Annotated in this window: 18 protein-coding genes; 11 read left to right on the forward strand and 7 right to left on the reverse strand. The window is 69.1% G+C overall.

All coding sequences use genetic code 11. The features are described 5' to 3' along the window. The first annotated feature begins 4 nt into the window (after window positions 1–4). Together AB5S17_RS11520 and AB5S17_RS11525 are read left to right on the forward strand one after the other, a co-directional pair. Window positions 5–1267: an HlyD family secretion protein gene (locus tag AB5S17_RS11520; RefSeq protein WP_369239401.1), complete on the forward strand. Its 1263-nt coding sequence runs from the start codon at window positions 5–7 to the stop codon at window positions 1265–1267. A gap of 105 nt (window positions 1268–1372) precedes the next feature. Next, window positions 1373–2902, forward strand: coding sequence for a DHA2 family efflux MFS transporter permease subunit (locus AB5S17_RS11525; RefSeq protein ID WP_369239403.1), 1530 nt, complete (start codon window positions 1373–1375; stop codon window positions 2900–2902). 116 nt (window positions 2903–3018) lie between these two features. On the opposite strand, the gene AB5S17_RS11530 is transcribed toward AB5S17_RS11525, so the two are convergent. Both AB5S17_RS11530 and purD read right to left on the reverse strand, forming a co-directional pair. Further along, window positions 3019–4185: a PRC-barrel domain-containing protein gene (locus AB5S17_RS11530; protein WP_369239405.1), complete on the reverse strand. Its 1167-nt coding sequence runs from the start codon at window positions 4183–4185 to the stop codon at window positions 3019–3021. 123 nt (window positions 4186–4308) lie between these two features. After that, window positions 4309–5580: a phosphoribosylamine--glycine ligase gene (purD, locus tag AB5S17_RS11535; protein ID WP_369239730.1), complete on the reverse strand. Its 1272-nt coding sequence runs from the start codon at window positions 5578–5580 to the stop codon at window positions 4309–4311. A 276-nt stretch (window positions 5581–5856) separates the two neighbouring features. Between purD and AB5S17_RS11540 the strand changes: the two genes are divergently transcribed. Next, window positions 5857–6462: a LysE/ArgO family amino acid transporter gene (locus AB5S17_RS11540; RefSeq protein WP_369239407.1), complete on the forward strand. Its 606-nt coding sequence runs from the start codon at window positions 5857–5859 to the stop codon at window positions 6460–6462. A gap of 50 nt (window positions 6463–6512) precedes the next feature. Here AB5S17_RS11540 and AB5S17_RS11545 read toward each other — a convergent pair whose 3' ends face one another. The 3 genes from AB5S17_RS11545 to AB5S17_RS11555 form a co-directional block, all read right to left on the reverse strand. Continuing rightward, a complete protein-coding gene (locus AB5S17_RS11545) occupies window positions 6513–6848 on the reverse strand; it encodes a DUF1491 family protein (protein ID WP_369239409.1) in 336 nt (111 codons plus the stop codon). Between the two features lie 98 nt (window positions 6849–6946). Continuing rightward, complete coding sequence (locus AB5S17_RS11550; protein WP_369239411.1) at window positions 6947–7618, reverse strand: peptidoglycan-binding protein; 672 nt, start codon at window positions 7616–7618, stop codon at window positions 6947–6949. Further along, window positions 7560–9377, reverse strand: coding sequence for a sensor histidine kinase (locus AB5S17_RS11555; RefSeq protein ID WP_369239413.1), 1818 nt, complete (start codon window positions 9375–9377; stop codon window positions 7560–7562). The genes AB5S17_RS11550 and AB5S17_RS11555 overlap by 59 nt, the downstream gene beginning before the upstream one ends. A gap of 407 nt (window positions 9378–9784) precedes the next feature. Between AB5S17_RS11555 and AB5S17_RS11560 the strand changes: the two genes are divergently transcribed. Next, window positions 9785–10351, forward strand: coding sequence for a DUF5330 domain-containing protein (locus tag AB5S17_RS11560; protein WP_369239415.1), 567 nt, complete (start codon window positions 9785–9787; stop codon window positions 10349–10351). A gap of 203 nt (window positions 10352–10554) precedes the next feature. Then, window positions 10555–10977 (forward strand): SufE family protein, encoded by a 423-nt coding sequence (locus AB5S17_RS11565; protein ID WP_369239417.1) that lies wholly within the window; start codon window positions 10555–10557, stop codon window positions 10975–10977. A 23-nt stretch (window positions 10978–11000) separates the two neighbouring features. On the opposite strand, the gene AB5S17_RS11570 is transcribed toward AB5S17_RS11565, so the two are convergent. Beyond that, a complete protein-coding gene (locus tag AB5S17_RS11570) occupies window positions 11001–11516 on the reverse strand; it encodes a DUF6456 domain-containing protein (RefSeq protein WP_369239419.1) in 516 nt (171 codons plus the stop codon). Next, window positions 11516–11977 (reverse strand): helix-turn-helix domain-containing protein, encoded by a 462-nt coding sequence (locus AB5S17_RS11575; protein WP_369239421.1) that lies wholly within the window; start codon window positions 11975–11977, stop codon window positions 11516–11518. Before AB5S17_RS11575 ends, AB5S17_RS11570 begins: the two co-directional genes overlap by 1 nt. A gap of 212 nt (window positions 11978–12189) precedes the next feature. Between AB5S17_RS11575 and AB5S17_RS11580 the strand changes: the two genes are divergently transcribed. From AB5S17_RS11580 to AB5S17_RS11605, 6 genes are all read left to right on the forward strand, one after another. Then, window positions 12190–12705 (forward strand): hypothetical protein, encoded by a 516-nt coding sequence (locus tag AB5S17_RS11580; RefSeq protein WP_369239423.1) that lies wholly within the window; start codon window positions 12190–12192, stop codon window positions 12703–12705. A 93-nt stretch (window positions 12706–12798) separates the two neighbouring features. Continuing rightward, the gene (locus AB5S17_RS11585) at window positions 12799–14022 is read left to right on the forward strand and encodes an ABC transporter substrate-binding protein (protein WP_369239425.1); all 1224 of its coding nucleotides are present in this window, start codon (window positions 12799–12801) and stop codon (window positions 14020–14022) included. Between the two features lie 158 nt (window positions 14023–14180). Next, window positions 14181–14945, forward strand: a complete 765-nt coding sequence (locus AB5S17_RS11590; protein WP_369239427.1) for an ABC transporter ATP-binding protein — start codon at window positions 14181–14183, stop codon at window positions 14943–14945. Continuing rightward, the gene (locus AB5S17_RS11595) at window positions 14938–15657 is read left to right on the forward strand and encodes an ABC transporter ATP-binding protein (RefSeq protein WP_369239429.1); all 720 of its coding nucleotides are present in this window, start codon (window positions 14938–14940) and stop codon (window positions 15655–15657) included. Before AB5S17_RS11590 ends, AB5S17_RS11595 begins: the two co-directional genes overlap by 8 nt. A 6-nt stretch (window positions 15658–15663) precedes the next feature. After that, window positions 15664–16551 (forward strand): branched-chain amino acid ABC transporter permease, encoded by an 888-nt coding sequence (locus tag AB5S17_RS11600; RefSeq protein WP_369239431.1) that lies wholly within the window; start codon window positions 15664–15666, stop codon window positions 16549–16551. Window positions 16552–16553: 2 nt separating this feature from the next. Then, window positions 16554–17558: a branched-chain amino acid ABC transporter permease gene (locus AB5S17_RS11605; protein ID WP_369239433.1), complete on the forward strand. Its 1005-nt coding sequence runs from the start codon at window positions 16554–16556 to the stop codon at window positions 17556–17558. The last annotated feature ends 164 nt before the right edge of the window (window positions 17559–17722 follow it).

Raw genomic sequence — 17722 nt, forward strand, 5'->3', positions numbered from 1 at the left:
CGCGATGTTTCGAAGTGAAGACTCGTCCGATCAGGCCCGGGCGTCGCGCCAGGGGGCGGTGACGAAGCCGGCCACCGAGGCAGGACCGCGAGCCGACGCGGCGCCGGCGAGCGAACGCCCGGCGACGCCCGCCGCCGTGCCGGCGGCACCGGCCGGTCCCGCGGCACCGGCCGCGGCTGCGCCCGCCCCGCGCAGGCGCGGCCGCAAGCGCATCCTCCTGCCGATCCTGGCGCTCGCCGTGCTCGGCGCCGGCGGCTGGTACGGGCACTACTACTGGACCGAGGGCCGTTTCCTGGAATCGACGGACGACGCCTATGTCGGCGCCGACATGAGCGTTATTGCGCCGAAGATCTCGGGCTATGTCGAAAGCGTTCCGGTCGAGGACAACCAGCGCGTCAAGGCGGGCGAGCCGCTGGTGACGATCGATTCCGGCGACTACGAACTCGCTCTGCGCGCGGCGGAGGCGAAGATCGCCACGCAGCAGGCGACGGTCGCGAGCTTCGACGCGCAGCGCAAGGCGTCGGAGGCATCGGTCGGCGAGGCGCAGGCCAATCTGGAAGCCGCCCGGACCGCCCTGGCGCAGGCCGAGATTGATCTCTCCCGAGCCAAGGATCTCGCGAAGCGGGGCGCCGGTGCGCGGGCGACGCAGGACGCCGCCCAGAGCGCGCGCGATGCCGATGCCGCCAAGGTCTCCGCGGCGGAGGCCGCGCTGACCGCGGCCAAGGCCAGCCTCGGCGTCGTCGACGCGCAGAAGATCGAGGCGCAGAGCCTGCTCCGCGAGCTGGAGGTTGCGCGCGACCAGGCGAAGCGCAACCTCTCCTTCACCGTCCTCAAGGCGCCCTATGACGGCATCGTCGGCAACCGCAGCGTCGAGCCCGGCAATCTCGTCTCGGCGGGGCAGCGCCTGGCGAGCGTCGTGCCGCTGTCCGGCATCTATGTCGACGCCAACTTCAAGGAGACGCAGCTCGCCGACATCGTTCCGGGCCAGAAGGCGACGATCGAGATCGACGCGCTGCCCGGACGCGAGCTGACCGGCACGGTCGTCAGCATCTCGCCGGCATCGGGCTCGGTCTTCTCGCTGCTGCCGACGGACAACGCGACCGGCAACTTCACCAAGGTGGTCCAGCGCGTGCCGGTGCGCGTTGCGATCGACGACCAGGCGGCGCTCGCCGGCCGGCTGCGGCCGGGTCTGTCGGCGGTGGTCGCGATCGACATCCGCACGACGCCGAAGGACGGCGCCGCCGCTTCGGCCGCCGCGCAGCGCTGAGGCGGCGCCGCGCCGACACATCAGCGCCGAGGCGCAAGGACGACGGACATGTCCGCTACCGCAGCTGCCCAGCCCCCCGCCGCCCTTCGGCCTGGCGAGGAAGCCATGCCGATGCGCAAGGTCGTGGCGTTCATCGCCATGGTCTTCGGCATGTTCATGGCGATCCTCGACATCCAGATCGTCTCGGCCTCGCTGTCGGAGATCCAGGCCGGCCTGTCCGCGTCGAAGGACGAGATCGCCTGGGTGCAGACGGCGTATCTCGTCGCCGAAGTGGTGATGATCCCGCTGTCGGGCTTCCTCGGCCGGATGCTGTCGACCCGCGTCCTCTTCACCCTCGCCGCCGCCGGCTTCACCGCCTCCTCGGCGATGTGCGCGACGGCGACGAACATCGACCAGATGATCGTCTACCGCGCCATCCAGGGCTTCATCGGCGGCGGCATGATCCCCAGCGTCTTCGCCGCGGCCTTCACCATCTTCCCGCCGTCCAAGCGGCCGATCGTCTCGCCGATGATCGGCCTCGTCGCCACCCTCGCCCCGACGATCGGCCCTACGGTCGGCGGCTATCTCAGCCACGCCTTCTCCTGGCACTGGCTGTTCCTGGTCAACGTGCCGCCCGGCATCATCGTCGCGATCGCGGTGTGGAACCTCGTCGACTTCGACCAGCCGAACCTCAAGCTCTTCGACGCCTTCGACTGGTGGGGTCTCGCGGGCCTGGCCGCCTTCCTCGGCTCGCTGGAATACGTGCTGGAGGAAGGCCCGCTGAACGACTGGTTCGAGGACAGGACCATTCTCACCTTCGCCGTCATCACGGCGGTCGGTGCGGTCGTCTTCCTGTGGCGCGCCTTCACCGCGAAGGAGCCGATCGTCGACCTCTCGGCCTTCGGCAACCGCAACTTCGCGGTCGGCTGCCTGTTCTCCTTCGTGCTCGGCATCGGCCTCTACGGCCTGACCTATCTCTACCCGATCTATCTCGGCCGCATCCGCGGCTACGATTCGCTGATGATCGGCGAGACGATGTTCATCTCCGGCCTCACCATGTTCTTCATGGCGCCGATCTCCGGCATGCTGTCCGGCAAGATGGACCTGCGGCTGATGCTCGCCATCGGCTTCTTCTCCTTCGGCCTCGGCACCTATCTGATGTCCGGCCTCACCCATGACTGGGACTTCTGGGAGCTGTTCATCCCGCAGATCCTGCGCGGCATCGGGCTGATGATGGCGATGATCCCGATCAACAACGTCGCGCTCGGCACCCTCTCGCCGCAGAAGATGAAGGGCGGCTCGGGCCTGTTCAACCTGACGCGCAACCTCGGCGGCGCGGTGGGCCTCGCGATCATCAACACCATGCTGAACGAGCGCAACACGCTGCATTACCAGCGCATCGCCGAGCATGTGCGCTGGGGCCGCGAGGTGGTGGACGAGCGGATGAACAGCATGGTCCAGATGTTCCAGTCGCACGGGCTGGACGGGAACAGCGCCGCGCTGTTCCAGATGAAGAACATCGTCGCGCGCGAAGCCTCGGTCATGTCCTTCGCCGACGTCTTCACGGCGCTGACCGCACTGTTCGGCGCGCTCATCCTGCTGACGGTCTTCATGCAGAAGCCTGCGGCGCGGGCGTCCGGCGGCGGCGGGCATTAGGCGCTGCGCGCTTGCTGCGGCAGGCGCACAGGCGGACGCCCGCCATCCCTTAGGGATGACGGGCGCCGCGTGCCGCACCTATCCTGCCGCGGCCTTTCGAAGCCGTGGAACCGGCATCACTGGCCGTTATTGCTCAGCACGCCGTTGGCGTTGTCCATGCCGCTGTTCGCGGTGCCGGTCGCGTTGGCCGTGCCGCCCGCGCCGTTCGTCGTGCCATTGGCACCGTTGGCGCCATTCGGATGGATGGTGCCGTTGGCGATGTCCGGGCTCGCCTGGCCATTGCCGACGGAGCCGGTGGTCATCCCCGCCGCGCCGTTGGTCTGAGACGCAGCCTGCGAATTGTTGCCGCCGTTCGCGGTCACGCCCGCGCGGTTGTTGGCATTGGCCATGTTGCCGTTGCCCATGTTGCGGCCGCGCGCCGCCCCGGCCTGCATGCGGCCGTAGTCGTAGGCGCCGACGCCTTCGATCTGGCCGCGCGTATAGGGCGCGTTGTAGGCCGTCGCCCCCGGCGTCCAGCCGCCATAGCCGTAGCCGTAGAACGGCATGGCGTAATAGCCGCCGGCGGCGCCGTTGCGAGTCCCGGCGACTGCGCCATAGGACGGGTTGACGACGACGGACTCGACCTTGCCGGAACGGTTGAAGATGATGTCGCTGACATAGCCGTAATTGGCCGCGCCCTTCAGGTTGACGACATCACCGATCAGCTCGCGGGGCTGCCAGTTCCGATTCTGCGAGGTGACCTTCTCGACCACTTCCGGATAGGTCGGGTACTTGCTGAGGTTCTGCTGCGTCACCGGGACGTCGACCCAGTCGAAGCGGCCCGACGGGACCTTCACCTGGTTCCACGGCACGCCGTAATTGGTGTCGCCGATGTCGAGGAAGCCGCCCGAGGCAATGATCAGCCGCTGGATCTGGCCGTTGGGGCCGATGACGATGTTTTCGACGTCGCCGACGACATTGCCGTTCGGCCCGTGCGCCTCCGACCCGATCAGCCAGTTCGACGAGATGCCCTTGTAGAGGGGGGCCGTGTTCCAGCTGTCGAGATTGACGATCACGCCGTTGTGGCCGTTCGCGCCCTTGGCGCTGCCGTTCGCCCGGTTGGTGTTGGCGCGGCTGGTGTTGGCGTTCGGATTGGCCGTGCCCTGGACGTTGGTGGTCTGGTTCGACGCATTGCCATTGCCCGTCTGCGCGGCGGCGGACCCGGCCGGCAGAGCGGCGGTCGCCAGCCCCGCGGCAGCGATCATGGCAATCAGGGACGTTCCGGTCGGTTTATGGCTAAGCATATGCACCTCCTATCCTTTTCGGCTCGATGAGCGTTGAGGGACCAACGGAGGCACGCAGCGGTCGTTCCGATACGTCGGGTGATTCTCGTTTTCGCGTCTAAAGGCCGAGCAACGCGGCGGGCGTCACCGCTCCTCGATCATGATCGCGCGGTGGCCGATGTCCGAGCGCCAGAAGCCGCCGTCCCAGTCGACCGCCTCGACGGCCGCATAGGCGCGGCGCGCCGCTTCGCGCACGCTCCGTCCGCGCGCCGTCACCGCGAGGACGCGGCCGCCACTGGCGACGAGCCTGTCGCCGGAGCGGGCCGTGCCGGCCTGGAACACCGTCGTCGCAGGCGTCTGCGGCGGCAGGTGGCGGATCTCCGTGCCCTGTTCATAGGCGCCGGGATAGCCCTGCGCGGCCATGACGACGGTCAGCGCCGCATCGTGCGACCAGTCGAGCGTCACCGTCGAGACGTCTCCGTCCGCCGCCGCGATCAGCACCGGCAGGAGATCGCTGTCGAGCCGCATCATCAGCGCCTGGCATTCCGGGTCGCCGAAGCGGACGTTGTATTCGATCAGCTTCGGCCCGGCCTCGGTCAGCATCAGCCCGGCATAGAGCACGCCCCTGAAGGGAGATCCGGCCTCGCGCATGCCCTTCAGCGTCGGCTCGACGATCTCGCGCATCACCCGGCGCACCATCTGATCACTCATGCACAGCGCCGGCGAATAGGCGCCCATGCCGCCGGTGTTCGGGCCGCGGTCGCGGTCGAAGGCGCGCTTGTGGTCCTGCGCGGTGCCGAAGAACAGCGCCCGCTCGCCATCGCAGATGCAGAAGAGGCTCGCCTCCTCGCCTTCGAGGAATTCCTCGACCACCACCTCGGCGCCGGGCCCGCCGAAGTCGCCGTCGAAACAGGCGTCGATCGCCTTCAGCGCCTCGTCCTTGGTCGCGGCGACGGTGACGCCCTTGCCGGCGGCGAGCCCGTCCGCCTTCACCACAACCGGCGCGCCGGTCTCCTGGATATAGGCCTTGGCGTCCGGCGCGTTGTTGAAGCGGCGATAGCGGGCGGTCGGGATGTCGTGGAGGGTGCAGAGATCCTTGGTGAAGCCCTTGGAGCCTTCGAGCCGTGCGGCGGCGGCGGACGGTCCGAAGACGCGGATTCCGGCGTCCGAGAGCGCGTCGGCGAGACCGGCGACCAGCGGCGCTTCCGGCCCGACCACGACCAGGCCGATCGCCTTGTCGCGGCAGAAGGCGACGACCGCGGCATGGTCGGCGACGTCGAGCGGCACGAGTTCGGCCTCCTCGGCGATGCCGGGATTGCCGGGCGCGGCATAGAGCGCGCCGATCTCGGGCGACTTCGCGAGCTTCCAGGCGAGCGCATGTTCGCGGCCGCCGGACCCGATGAGAAGAACGTCGATTGCCATGAAGATCCCTGCCCGTCTTGCCTGCCGGCGCCGGCCGGACGCTGCGATTAGGGGGACGGGACCCGCAAGGTCAAGCGCCGGCCCGCGTCGTCCCCAGACCTGAGCGCGGGCCGGAGCCGGTCCGGCCGTCCCCGTCGACAGAGCGGCGGGCGTCGGCTAGTCACGGGTGCAACGGTCAGCCCGCCAGGCGCGCGGGCGGGCCTTCCCCATCTCCAGCCGTCGCGGCGGGCGCCGCCCGCGCCCTCCCCCGACAGTCCCAGCGGATCCGTCATGAGCGAAGCATATCTGACCGGGCTCGCCGTCGGCTTCGGCCTGATCCTCGCGATCGGCGCCCAGAACGCCTTCGTCCTGCGCCAGGGTCTGCGCGGCGAGCACGTCCTCCTGATCTGCCTCGCCTGCTCGCTGTCGGACGCGGTGCTGATCGGCGCCGGCGTCGGCGGCTTCGGAGCGATCGTCGAGGAGGTCCCGGCGCTGGACCCGATCCTGCGCTACGGCGGCGCGGCGTTCCTCGTCTGGTACGGCCTGCGCAGCTTCCGCGCGGCGCTCGCCTCGGACGCGACGCTCGCCCCGGCGGACGCGGCGCCGCAGCACTGGCGCAGCGCCCTCGGTCTCTGCCTCGCCCTCACCTGGCTGAACCCGCATGTCTATCTCGACACGTTGATCCTGATCGGCACGATCTCAACGCGGTTTCCGCAGAACCCGGCCGCCTTCGCGCTCGGCGCGATGACGGCGTCCTTCCTGTTCTTCTTCTCGCTCGGCTACGGGGCCGCTCTGCTCCGGCCGCTGTTTGCCAGGCCTGCCTCCTGGCGCGTGCTGGAGACGGTGGTCGGCATCACCATGTGGACCATCGCCGCGAAGCTGGTCCTCGGCTTCTGAGGGCCCGCCGACAGCTTCACCGGATGCTCCCCCGGCGGGGCCGCCCTCGCCTATTCGTCCTCGACGATATCCAGGAAGTCCTCCGGGCGCTCCGTCTCGATCTCGACCACCCAGAAATCCGGGTCGAAGCGGGCTTCGCGCGCGAAGCGGGCATCCAGCGCGGCGTCGTCGCTCGCGGCCTCGCGCATGAACTGCCGGCCGCCGACGTCTTCCGACAGGCTCTGCACGGCGGGACCGAAGAGCTGGACGGCGCCGCCGCGCCCCCGGGCGACGACGAAGATGGCTCCGGCCGCCTCCGCCCCGCGCCGCACCACGGCGGCGAAGTCGCCGGCGGCAAACAGCCGGCGCAGGAGCTGTGCGACGAAGAGCTCGCTGGTGATCCGCATGCCGCGCCATCCTGGTGTGAGCGTTTGCGAGGCGAACATAAGACGCGCCGCCCGCTTGTCCCGCGGATCGCGCGAGGGGCCAGAGACGGGCGCTCCCGCTACTTCACGATCCCGACCTTGGCGAGATGCTCCAGGAAGGCGGCGTCGGGCTTCCCCGTCACCTTCATCCCCTCGAGCGCCTGGAAGGTGCGGATCGCCTCCCGGGTCTTCTCGCCGGCAATGCCGTCGGCGTCGAGATGGGCGACCTGAGCCGTGGTCAGCGCGGTCTGGATGCGCTTGACCAGCTCGTCATGGCTGAGCGAGGCGAAGCGCGCCTCGACCTTTGCCGGGGCGCGGGACGGGCGTGCCGCGGGAGTCGGACGGTCCTGCGGCACGATGGTGCCGCCCCCATCCATGCGTTCGCCGATGGACGCGGTCTCGCTCGGATCCGGCCGCATGTCGGGAGCCGGCGGCAGAGCGACCGGCGCGCGCCGGGCCGGCGCCAGCGACGCCGACCGGACAGGGCGCTCAGAAGCGCCAGCGAGGGTTTGGCGCGTCGCGAGCATCGGGTTCGGATGACGCGCATGCTGGCCGTAGAGCCCGTTGGCCGCAACGCTGACGAACAGGATCGTGAAGCCGCCGAGCCCGGCCGACAGGGCCGGCCGGCGCGCGACGACGCCGCCGGTCGCCTTCGCGCCGCGGCCGCAAAGGCCGATAGCTCGCCGGGCGAGGCTAGGCTGAGCGGCGCGTTTCGCGGGCTTGCGGGGAGTGGGTCGTTTTTGTGCGGGCATCACTGAGCGCTACGATGTTTTCCTGATTGCTGTTGGACGGGGCCGGAAGCGGACACCCGTCGCGGGGAAGGCGGACACTGACCATGGTGCCGACGCCGGGGTGGCTCGTCACCGCCATCGAGCCGCCATGCAGTTCGACGAGGCCCTTCACCAGCGAAAGGCCGAGGCCGGTGCCGGGATAGCGCCGCGCCGCGCCGGTCGAGACCTGCACGAAGGGGCGGCCGAGCCTTTCCAGATCGTGCGGCGAAATACCGATTCCGGTGTCGGAGACGCAGAGCTCGACGGCGTCGCCGTCGACCCGGCTTTCCAGCGTGACCACCCCCTCGTCGGTGAACTTCACGGCGTTGGAGAGAAGGTTGAGGAGCACCTGCTGGCAGGCGTGGCGGTCGGCGACGAGCTCGACGTCCTCGCAGCCGCCGCGCACGTCGATCCGGAGGCCCTTGCGACGCGCCTCCTCGCGCATCAGGTCGCCGGCCTCCGCCATCGCCTCGGCAAGGACGAACGGCTCCGGATGCAGCTCGTAGCGCCCGGCCTCGATCTTGGACACGTCGAGGAGGGTGTTGACCACCTGCAGGAGGTGCTGGCCGGACTGCCGGATCAGGCCGACATATTCCTTCTGCTGGACGCTCTCGAAGCCGCCGAAGAACTCCTGGTCGAGAATGTCGGAAAAGCCGATGATGGCGTTGAGCGGGGTGCGCAACTCGTGGCTGACCGCCGCCAGGAACTGTGTCTTGGCCGCCGAGGCCTGATTGGCCGCCTGGAGCGCGGCCTCGAGCACCTCGGCTTCCCGCGTATCGGTCTCGGGGGCGGCGAGCCCGATCCAGATCTCCGGTACGACGGAGGCTTCGATGGGCGACAGCCCGATCGTCAGCATCGCCGGCAGCGGTGCTTGCCCCGGGCGGGTCAGCCGCGCCGGGATGCGCTGCGGCTCGGATCCGCGGCGAAGCCCGTCCAGCGCCTGCAGCACCGCGACACGGTCGGCAACGTGGATGAGGTCGCTGAGCGCCGCTCCGACGATCTCGCCCTCCGGACCGCCCAGCATCTCCCGCGCCGCCGCGGACGCGGCGCGCACGCGTCCCTCCGTCTCGAGCGTCAGGAGCGCCGCTCCGGTGAAGTCCGCCGCCGCGCACCCTCCGACGGCGGCCGCCTCCGGCGACGGAACGGCCGCAGTCGCCGGCCGCTGGCCGCGCCGAACCAGCCGTGCGCCATAGGCGAGCGCCGCTCCGGCCAGAACGAGATGCGCCGTACCGAGATCCGGCGCAGCCGCGGTCGCCGCCAGCGGCACGACCGCCGCGAGAGCGGCCGAGACGGCGAGACCGGCGGCGAGCCTGCGGCGATGCGCCAGCAGCGCCTCCAGCGGCAGGACGAGGAACACCGGCAGGGCCAGTTGGAAAGCCGAGGCATTCGCGGCGATGCTCGCGCCGAGCGCGGCAAAGACCAGCGTCGCCCCCAGCCAGATCATGACCTGCAGCGCGCCGGTAACGGCCAGGAGCGAGGCGGTGGCGATCGCCAGCGCCGCAACCACCATCGGCAGCGCCGCGACCAGGGCCCCCGCCTTCAGGATCACGAGCGCCGGGGACGCCAGCGCGGCGATCAGCCCCAGCGACACGAGGACGCCGAGCGTCACCGCATGCCGGCGCCTCTCCGCCGGCTCGACGACGCGCGGCGAGACGAGATCATCGAGGCGTCTCAGCAGCGGACCGCCGGCGTCGGCCGATGCCGTCGCCCCGCCGCGCTTTCCCTCCAACACCTCGTTCATACGCACCTTCGTTCGACCTCATTCGGCGGACGGCAGACCCGCTGCCGGTGATCCCGCCTGACCGTTCGAATGATGAATCGCGCGGTTTAAGGAAGCCATAAGCAAGCCGCACAGGCGGGCGATCGATGCCGCGGAAGCCCCACGAACCCGGCGTTCCGGGCTCGGGCGGATTGGCCTTATGGTTAACGTTTCGCGAGCCCCTACGCGCTTGGCGGGTGCCGGCGCCGGGCCTCGCGACCGGCGGCAACGAATCGTTCGAATTTGAGATAAATTCGGCTCTCAGTTTCAACGCCGTCTTGCCGCGCGTCTGTCATGGTCGCTTCGAAGACGGCGCGGCGGGCTTCGGCGAACTCACGTGAGGCTCTCCCCGCCCCAAGGCTTTCAGGAGCGGACCCATGATACGGTTCATGATGAAATCGGCATTCTTCCTCGGCCTCGCCGCGATGGTCCTGCCGGGACATTCGGGCCAGGACGGCAAGGGCGACGGCGGCATCAACCTGTTCTCGACGCTCGCCGGCGCGCAGGCGGCGATCTCCGACATGTCGAACTTCTGCGGCCGGGCACCGGCAGCCTGCACCGCCGGCGGCGATCTCGTGCGCTTCGCCGGGCAGCGGGTCGAGGACGGCGTCACCCTCGCCTACAGCCTGGTCGACGCGCCGAGCGCGGCAAGCCGCCGTCAGCCGGCCACGACGGAAAAGTCGCAGCAGGCGGGTGCGGCGGAACCGCCGGCGCGCGACGCCGCCCTCGCGGCAGCGGGCAGGGTCCGGGCGGCGACGGAACGGCTCGCGGCCTCGGCGAGGCCGTCGGATCCCGACCCGACCGTCACCGGCACGATCGGCCGCAACCTCCTGATGGACATGCCGCATATGCCGGAGGATCACGCCCTTGCCGAGAGGCCGGTGCCGCCTGCAGCGGTGCCGCAGAAGCTCGCCTTCCGGCACCTGCCGATCCCGCAGCCGGCCCCGCGCGGCTGAAGCCAAGGACGAGCGGACGCGGCGGCAGGAATGGCCTGCCGCACCCTGACATCCGGGACGGTCTCCCCTATATCGGCGAGGCAGACGTGAGCGGCTGTCGTCCGGAAGCGGCGGGGCGGAAACGGCTCCCGCCGGCGCAGGACGCGAAGGCGGCGAGCGTCGGCGCTTCGGCAGACCCTCACCCCGACCCGAGCGGAGACAGGATGCAGACCTTCGACGAGATCGAAGCCGATTTCGAACTTCTCGACGACTGGGAAGACCGCTACCGCTATCTCATCGAGCTCGGCCGCGCGCTGCCTCAGATGCCGGAGGGTGCGCTGAGCGACGAGAACAAGGTGCGCGGCTGCGTCAGCCAGGTCTGGCTGGTCAGCGAGAGCGATGCGGCGTCGCCGCCGCATCTGACCTTCCGGGGCGAATCCGATGCCCACATCGTGCGCGGCCTCGTCGCGATCGCGCTGGCGCTGTTCTCCGGCAAGGCGGCGCCCGAGATCCTCGACATCGACGCCGAGGCGGCCTTCGCCAAGCTCGGCCTCCAGGACCACCTCACCCCGCAGCGCTCGAACGGCCTGCGCTCGATGGTGACGCGCATCAAGAACGATGCGCGGCAGGCGCTCGCCGCCGCCTGAGGCGGGCGCAGGCAGGACGAGCGTCAGTCCGGACGTGACCCGCCGCCGATCGTCGGCCGGGCGTCGGCGGCGCGCCAGCGCCGGATGCGCGGCTCAGCCCCGCTCGCCGCCTCGGCCGCGAAGCCGTAGTGCCGCGCCAGCATGCCGAGCCCGGCCTTGAGCATCAGCTTGGCCGATCGCGCCGGCCATTGCCGCTCGCGCTCCACCGTCTCCAGCCCCTTCAGAAAGCAGCAGACGTCGAGAAGCACGCCGGAGAGCTCCGGCCCGACCGCGTCGATTGCCGCGGACACACGCTGGCGGGCGTCGATCGCCGTGTCCGAGAGATCGCCGGTGCCGTTCCGCACCCCGCGCTGGCGCGGCGCCGCGTCCCAGCGCTGGCTGACCGACGGCGTCAGATTGCCTCTGGTGAAGTCGACGCGCAGCCGTTCGCCGGCCATCGCTTCGGCCTCGGCGAGGAACGCCTGGCCGTCCCGCCCGCGGCGCGTCGCCAGCCGCGTCAACGGCGATTCGTCGGGATCGAAGCCCGGACGGTCCGCCATCACCCGATCTCCCCGCCGTTCGCCGGGGCGCCGGAAGGGCTTTCAGCAGCGAGGACGGTGCGCACCGCATGGGCCAGCCGCTCCAGCCGATCCAGCATGGCGTCGAAATCTCGGTCGTCCCGGCGATCCTCGATCCGGCGCACCGCATGGGCGACGGTCGTGCGATCGCGTCCAAACTCCCGCGCGGTGCGCGACAGCGAGATCTGGAACACGACATGGGCGAGATAGATCGCGACGTGACGGGCGTCGCAGACCGGCACGACGGCGCGGCTCGGACGCTCGATGTCGGCGACCGGAATATCGAGGAAGGCGCTGGCGATCTCGCGGGAGAGCCGGCAGGCCGCGGCTGCGGGAGGCGACGGCGAACCCATGTCGCCCGCGGCCTCGCCCGGCGACGCCAGCGCCATTCCCCTGAAATCGCAGCCCGGGATGCTGCGCCTTTCGATGAACTCCATCTGCATGACGAGGACCTTTCCGGCATGAACGACCTCCCCGTCTTACCGACCTCGGCGCGATATGTGAATATTTTCCTATATCCCCGGTTTCTCGATAAGCCTATAATCCACAACGATCCGTAGTGTCGGATTGGCAGATCGGACCGCACATTGCAAGGAATTTATCCCCGGAACGGCGCCGCTGCCGCAGGCTCTGCGTACAACATCCGGAGGGCCCGATGCTTTGTCCACGAGATCTCGATCCGATCCGCGAAACGCTGGCCGGAGAGGCGCGCCGGCATGCGGAACGCCGACGCGCCGCCACCGCTGCGGCACTGTCGCGGCAGGAACTGTCGGCGCTGATGCTGCGCCTCGGCGCGGCCGGCCCGGATGTCGATGCGGCGGTCGAGGCGGACGATGCCGCGCGGCTTTCGGCGGAGCGCCTGCAGGCGCTTCGGATGCGGATGGATTCGGAGACGGCGCGGCTGGCTCGCCAGGCCCGCTCCCGCGATCCCCGCTACGACCTCAACCGCCACATCGCCGTCTCCCGCCTCGCGCGCTGGCTCACAGGCGGCAGGCGCTGGAGCCAGGAACCGGCGGAAGCCGTGGTCCAGCCGGGCCGCGTCCTCAACGACCGCTTTCGCCGAAACGGCAAGACGAAGGCGGGCGGCGTCAAAGAAAAGCCGGCCGAACGACGGGGAAGCGCTCGGGCGGAACACGCGGCAGAGACGAATGTCGCATGGCCGCTTGCTTGACAGTGACGCTCCCGCAGTTTCACATCCGCCCGTGATCGCGCCGCCGGACCGGGAGGGTTCCCGGCGGCTTCGACCCTCGGGAGGAGTTCCACCATGCGTATGTTCAAAGCGCTGCTCGCCGCCACGGTGACCGCAGCCGCCCTCGTGCCCCTCGCCGCCCAGGCGCAGGACATTTCGGACGGCGTCGTCAAGATCGGCATCCTCAACGACCAGTCCGGCGTCTATGCCGACTTCGGCGGCAAGTGGTCGGTGGCGGCAGCCAAGATGGCGGCGGAGGACTTCGGCGGCACCGTGCTCGGCAAGCCGATCGTCATCATCGACGCCGACCACCAGAACAAGCCGGACGTCGCCTCGAACATCGCGCGCGAGTGGTATGACACCCAGCAGGTCGACGCGATCATGGAGCTGACGACCTCCTCGGTGGCGCTCGCCGTCCAGGGGCTGTCGAAGGAGAAGAAGAAGATCGACATCGTCACCGGCGCGGCGACGACGGATCTGACCGGCAAGCAGTGCAGCCCCTACGGCTTCCACTGGGCCTACGACACCCACGCCCTCGCGGTCGGCACCGGCGGCGCGCTGGTCAAGGCCGGCGGCGACACCTGGTTCTTCCTCACCGCCGACTACGCCTTCGGCTATTCGCTGGAGAACCAGACGGCGAACTTCGTCAAGGCGAACGGCGGCAAGGTGCTCGGCGACGTCAAGCATCCGCTGTCGACCAACGACTTCTCCTCCTTCCTGCTGCAGGCGCAGTCCTCCGGCGCCAAGGTCATCGGCCTCGCCGACGCCGGCCTCGACACCGCCAACGCGATCAAGCAGGCCTCCGAATTCGGCATCGTCCAGGGCGGGCAGAAGCTCGCGGCGCTGCTCTTCACCCTCGCGGAGGTGCACGGGCTCGGCCTGCAGGCGGCGCAGGGCCTGAACCTCACGGAGGGCTGGTACTGGGACCAGGACGACGAGAACCGCGCCTTCGCCAAGCGCTTCATGGAAAAGACCGGGCGGATGCCCAACATGATCCAGACCGGCACCTATTCGGCGGTGCTGCAGTATCTGAAGGCGGTGAAGGCCGCCGGCACCGACGCGACCGAGCCGGTCGCCAAGAAGCTGCACGAGATGCCGGTCGAGGATCTCTTCGCCAAGCACGGCAAGGTGCAGGCGAACGGGCGCATGGTCTACGACATGTATCTGTTCCAGGTGAAGTCGCCGGACCAGTCGAAGGGGCCCTGGGACGCCTACAAGCAGGTCTCCACCGTGCCCGGCAACGAGGCCTATCTGTCGGTGAAGGATTCGGGCTGCGACGTCTCCAGCTTCCCGAAATAAGTCGGGCGGCGGGCGCCGGCCGGGTCTCACGAGCCGCGCCGGCACCCCAACGCCACCTTCATTCTCCCGGCGCCCGCAGCGGCGCCCGGGCCCCTTCGACAGGCCGCATCCGTCGCAGGGACTTTGCGTGACGACGCCATGAGGAGCCTGGCCCTTCGATGACATCCGCCGCGCCAGAGGCGATCCTGTCCGCCCGCGGGCTGACCAAGGAGTTCTTCGGCTTCAAGGCCGTCAATTCCGTCGATCTCGACATCACCGAACACACGATCCACGCGCTGATCGGACCGAACGGCGCCGGCAAGACGACCGTGTTCAACCTCCTGACCAAGTTCCTGACGCCGAGTTCCGGGACGATCACCTTCCGCGGCCGCGACATCACCCGCGTCAAGCCGGCGGACGTCGCGCGCATGGGCCTGGTGCGCTCGTTCCAGATCTCGGCGGTCTTCCCGCACCTGACGGTGCTCGACAATGTCCGTGTCGCGCTGCAGCGCAAGGAGAGCCTCGCCACGCAGTTCTGGCGCTCCAACCGGCTGCTCGACCGGCTGAACGACGAAGCGCACCGGCTGATCGACGCCGTCGGCCTTTCCGCCTATGCCGAGATCGAGGCGGCGGAGCTGCCCTATGGCCGCAAGCGCGCGCTGGAGATCGCGACGACGCTGGCGCTCGACCCGCCGGTGCTGCTCTTCGACGAGCCGATGGCCGGGATGGGCGTCGAGGACATCTCCCGCATCGCCGCGCTGATCAAGCGCATCGCCAAGGGCCGGACTGTGGTCATGGTCGAGCACAATCTCAACGTTGTCGCCGATCTCTGCGACCGGGTCACCGTGCTCGCCCGCGGCGAAATTCTCGCCGAGGGCGACTACGACGCGGTCTCGAACGACCGGCGCGTGCGCGAGGCCTATATGGGGACCGAGGATGCTTGAGCGCGCCCCGACCGAGCCGCTCCTCAAGGTGCGCGACCTCAACGGCTGGTACGGCGAGAGCCATGTCCTGCACGGTGTCTCGCTCGATCTTCACGAGGGCGAGACGATCACCCTTCTCGGCCGCAACGGCGCCGGCAAGACGACGACGCTGCGGGCGATCATGAACCTTCTGCCGAGGCGTTCGGGCGAGATCCGCATCGCCGGCGAGGACATGATGAAGGTGCCGGTCCACAAGACCGCCTATTCGGGCATCGGCTACGTGCCTGAGGAGCGCGGCATCTTCGCCTCGCTGTCGGTCTCGGAAAACCTCATGCTGCCGCCGCGCGTCGGCCCCGGCGGCATGAGCGTCGAGGAGATCTACCACCTCTTCCCGAACCTTGCCGAGCGGCGCAACTCGCCCGGCACGAAGCTCTCCGGCGGCGAGCAGCAGATGCTGGCGATCGCCCGGATCCTTCGCACCGGCGTCAAGATCATCCTGCTCGACGAGCCGACCGAAGGCCTCGCCCCGGTGATCATCCAGCGCATCGGCGACGTGCTGATCGAACTGAAGAAGAAGGGCATGACGCTGCTCCTCGTCGAACAGAACTTCCGCTTCGCCCGCAAGGTGGCCGACCGCTTTTACCTGATGGAGGACGGCCATATCCTCGAGAGCTTCGCCGTCGGCGAGCTGGACGCCAGGATGGACCGGCTGCACGAAGTGGTGGGGGTCTGAGCTGACATGACCATGGTCTTCGGCATCCCGCTGCCCGCCCTTCTCGGCCAGCTCTTCCTCGGCTTCATCAACGGCTCGTTCTACGCCATGCTGTCGCTGGGCCTGGCGGTGATCTTCGGGCTCCTCAGGGTGATCAACTTCGCCCATGGCGCGCAGTACATGCTCGGCGCCTTCGCGGCCTATTTCTGCCTCGCCTATGCCGGCATCGGCTTCTGGCCGGCGCTGATCGTCGCCCCGATCGTCGTCGCGCTCGTCTCGGCGGTGATCGAGCGGACCATGCTGTCGCGGCTCTACGACCTCGACCATCTCTACGGCCTGCTCTTCACCTTCGGCCTGGCGCTGATCTTCGAGGGCACCTTCCGCTACTATTTCGGCTCGGCGGGCCAGCCCTACCGCACGCCGTCGCTGCTCGCCGGCGGCACCAATCTCGGCTTCATGTTCCTGCCGAACTATCGCGGCTTCGTCGTCGTCGCCTCGATGGTCATCTGCCTCGCCACCTGGCTCCTGATCGAGAAGACCAAGCTCGGCGCCTATCTGCGCGCCGCGACCGAGAACCCGCAGCTCGTCCAGGCCTTCGGCGTCAACGTGCCGCTGCTCCTGACGCTGACCTATGCGCTCGGTGCCGGCCTCGCCGCGCTCGCCGGCGTGCTGGCGGCGCCGATCTACCAGGTCTCGCCGCTGATGGGCTCGAACCTCATCATCATCGTCTTCGCGGTGGTGGTGATCGGCGGCATGGGCTCGATCGTCGGGGCGATCCTCTCCGGCTACATGCTGGGGATCCTCGAGGGTCTCACCAAGGTGTTCTACCCCGAGGCCTCGAACATCGTCGTCTTCGTCATCATGGCGGTCGTGCTGATGATCCGGCCGGCCGGCCTGTTCGGGAAGGAGTTCTGACGATGTCGAGCCTTCCGGACACGCCCGCCATCCGCGACGGCGAGGGATCGCTCGAAGCCTCGCCGCGCCGCCGGGCCGGCCAGCGCAGCCTGTCCACCGCCGGCCTCGTGATCGCGGCGGTCGCGCTCGTCGGCCTGCTGCTCGCGCCGTTCTTCGTCTATCCCGTCTTCCTGATGACGGTGATGTGCTTCGCGCTGTTCGCGACGGCCTTCAACCTCCTGCTCGGCTATGTCGGCCTCCTCTCCTTCGGCCATGCCGCCTTCTTCGGCGGCGCCGCCTATTTCACCGCCCATGCGGTCAAGGTCTGGCACCTCGACCCGCTGCTGGCGGTGATCTTCGGCATGGCCGGCGCCGGGCTCATGGGCCTCGTCGTTGGCTTCATCGCCATTCGCCGCCAGGGCATCTACTTCGCCATGGTGACGCTCGCTCTGTCGCAGATGGTCTATTTCATCTTCCTGCAGGCGCCCTTCACCCATGGCGAGGACGGCATCCAGGGCGTGCCGCGCGGCGACCTTCTCGGCTTCATCGACCTTAACCAGCCGCTGAACATCTACTATTTCGTGCTGGCGGTCTTCGTCTTCGGCTTCTTCGCCGTCTGGCGGATGGTCAACTCGCCCTTCGGCCACGTCCTGAAGGCGATCCGCGAGAACGAGAACCGGGCGATCTCGCTCGGCTACCGCGTCGAGCGCTACAAGCTCGGCGCCTTCGTCATGTCCGCCGCCATCGCCGGGCTCGCCGGCTCGCTGAAGGCCATCGTCCTGCAGATCGCGACGCTCACCGACGTCGCCTGGCAGATGTCCGGCGAGGTCGTGCTGATGACGCTGCTCGGCGGCATGGGCACGATCTTCGGCCCCTCCGTCGGCGCCGCCCTCGTCGTCACCATGCAGAACTACTTCGCGACCTCGGGCTTCCCGGTCACCGTCGTCATCGGCGTGATCTTCGTCCTGTGCGTGCTCCTGTTCCGGCGCGGCATCGTCGGCGAGGCGATCCGGCTGATGCGGCGGTAGGGGCGGCGACACCCACAGAGACCGGACCGCTCCAATCAGAAATTCGGGGCGAGAGGCGGCTGGCGGGCTCTCGACCCGTGGCTGACCAAATAACCGTCATGCAACGCTGCTGGACCATCGTCGCAAGTCCTACAGCTTCCTCTTCATTGTTCACGGCGCCCCCT

The sequence above is a fragment of the Jiella sp. M17.18 genome (genome assembly GCF_041027365.1).
GTDB lineage: Bacteria > Pseudomonadota > Alphaproteobacteria > Rhizobiales > Rhizobiaceae > VKMB-3413.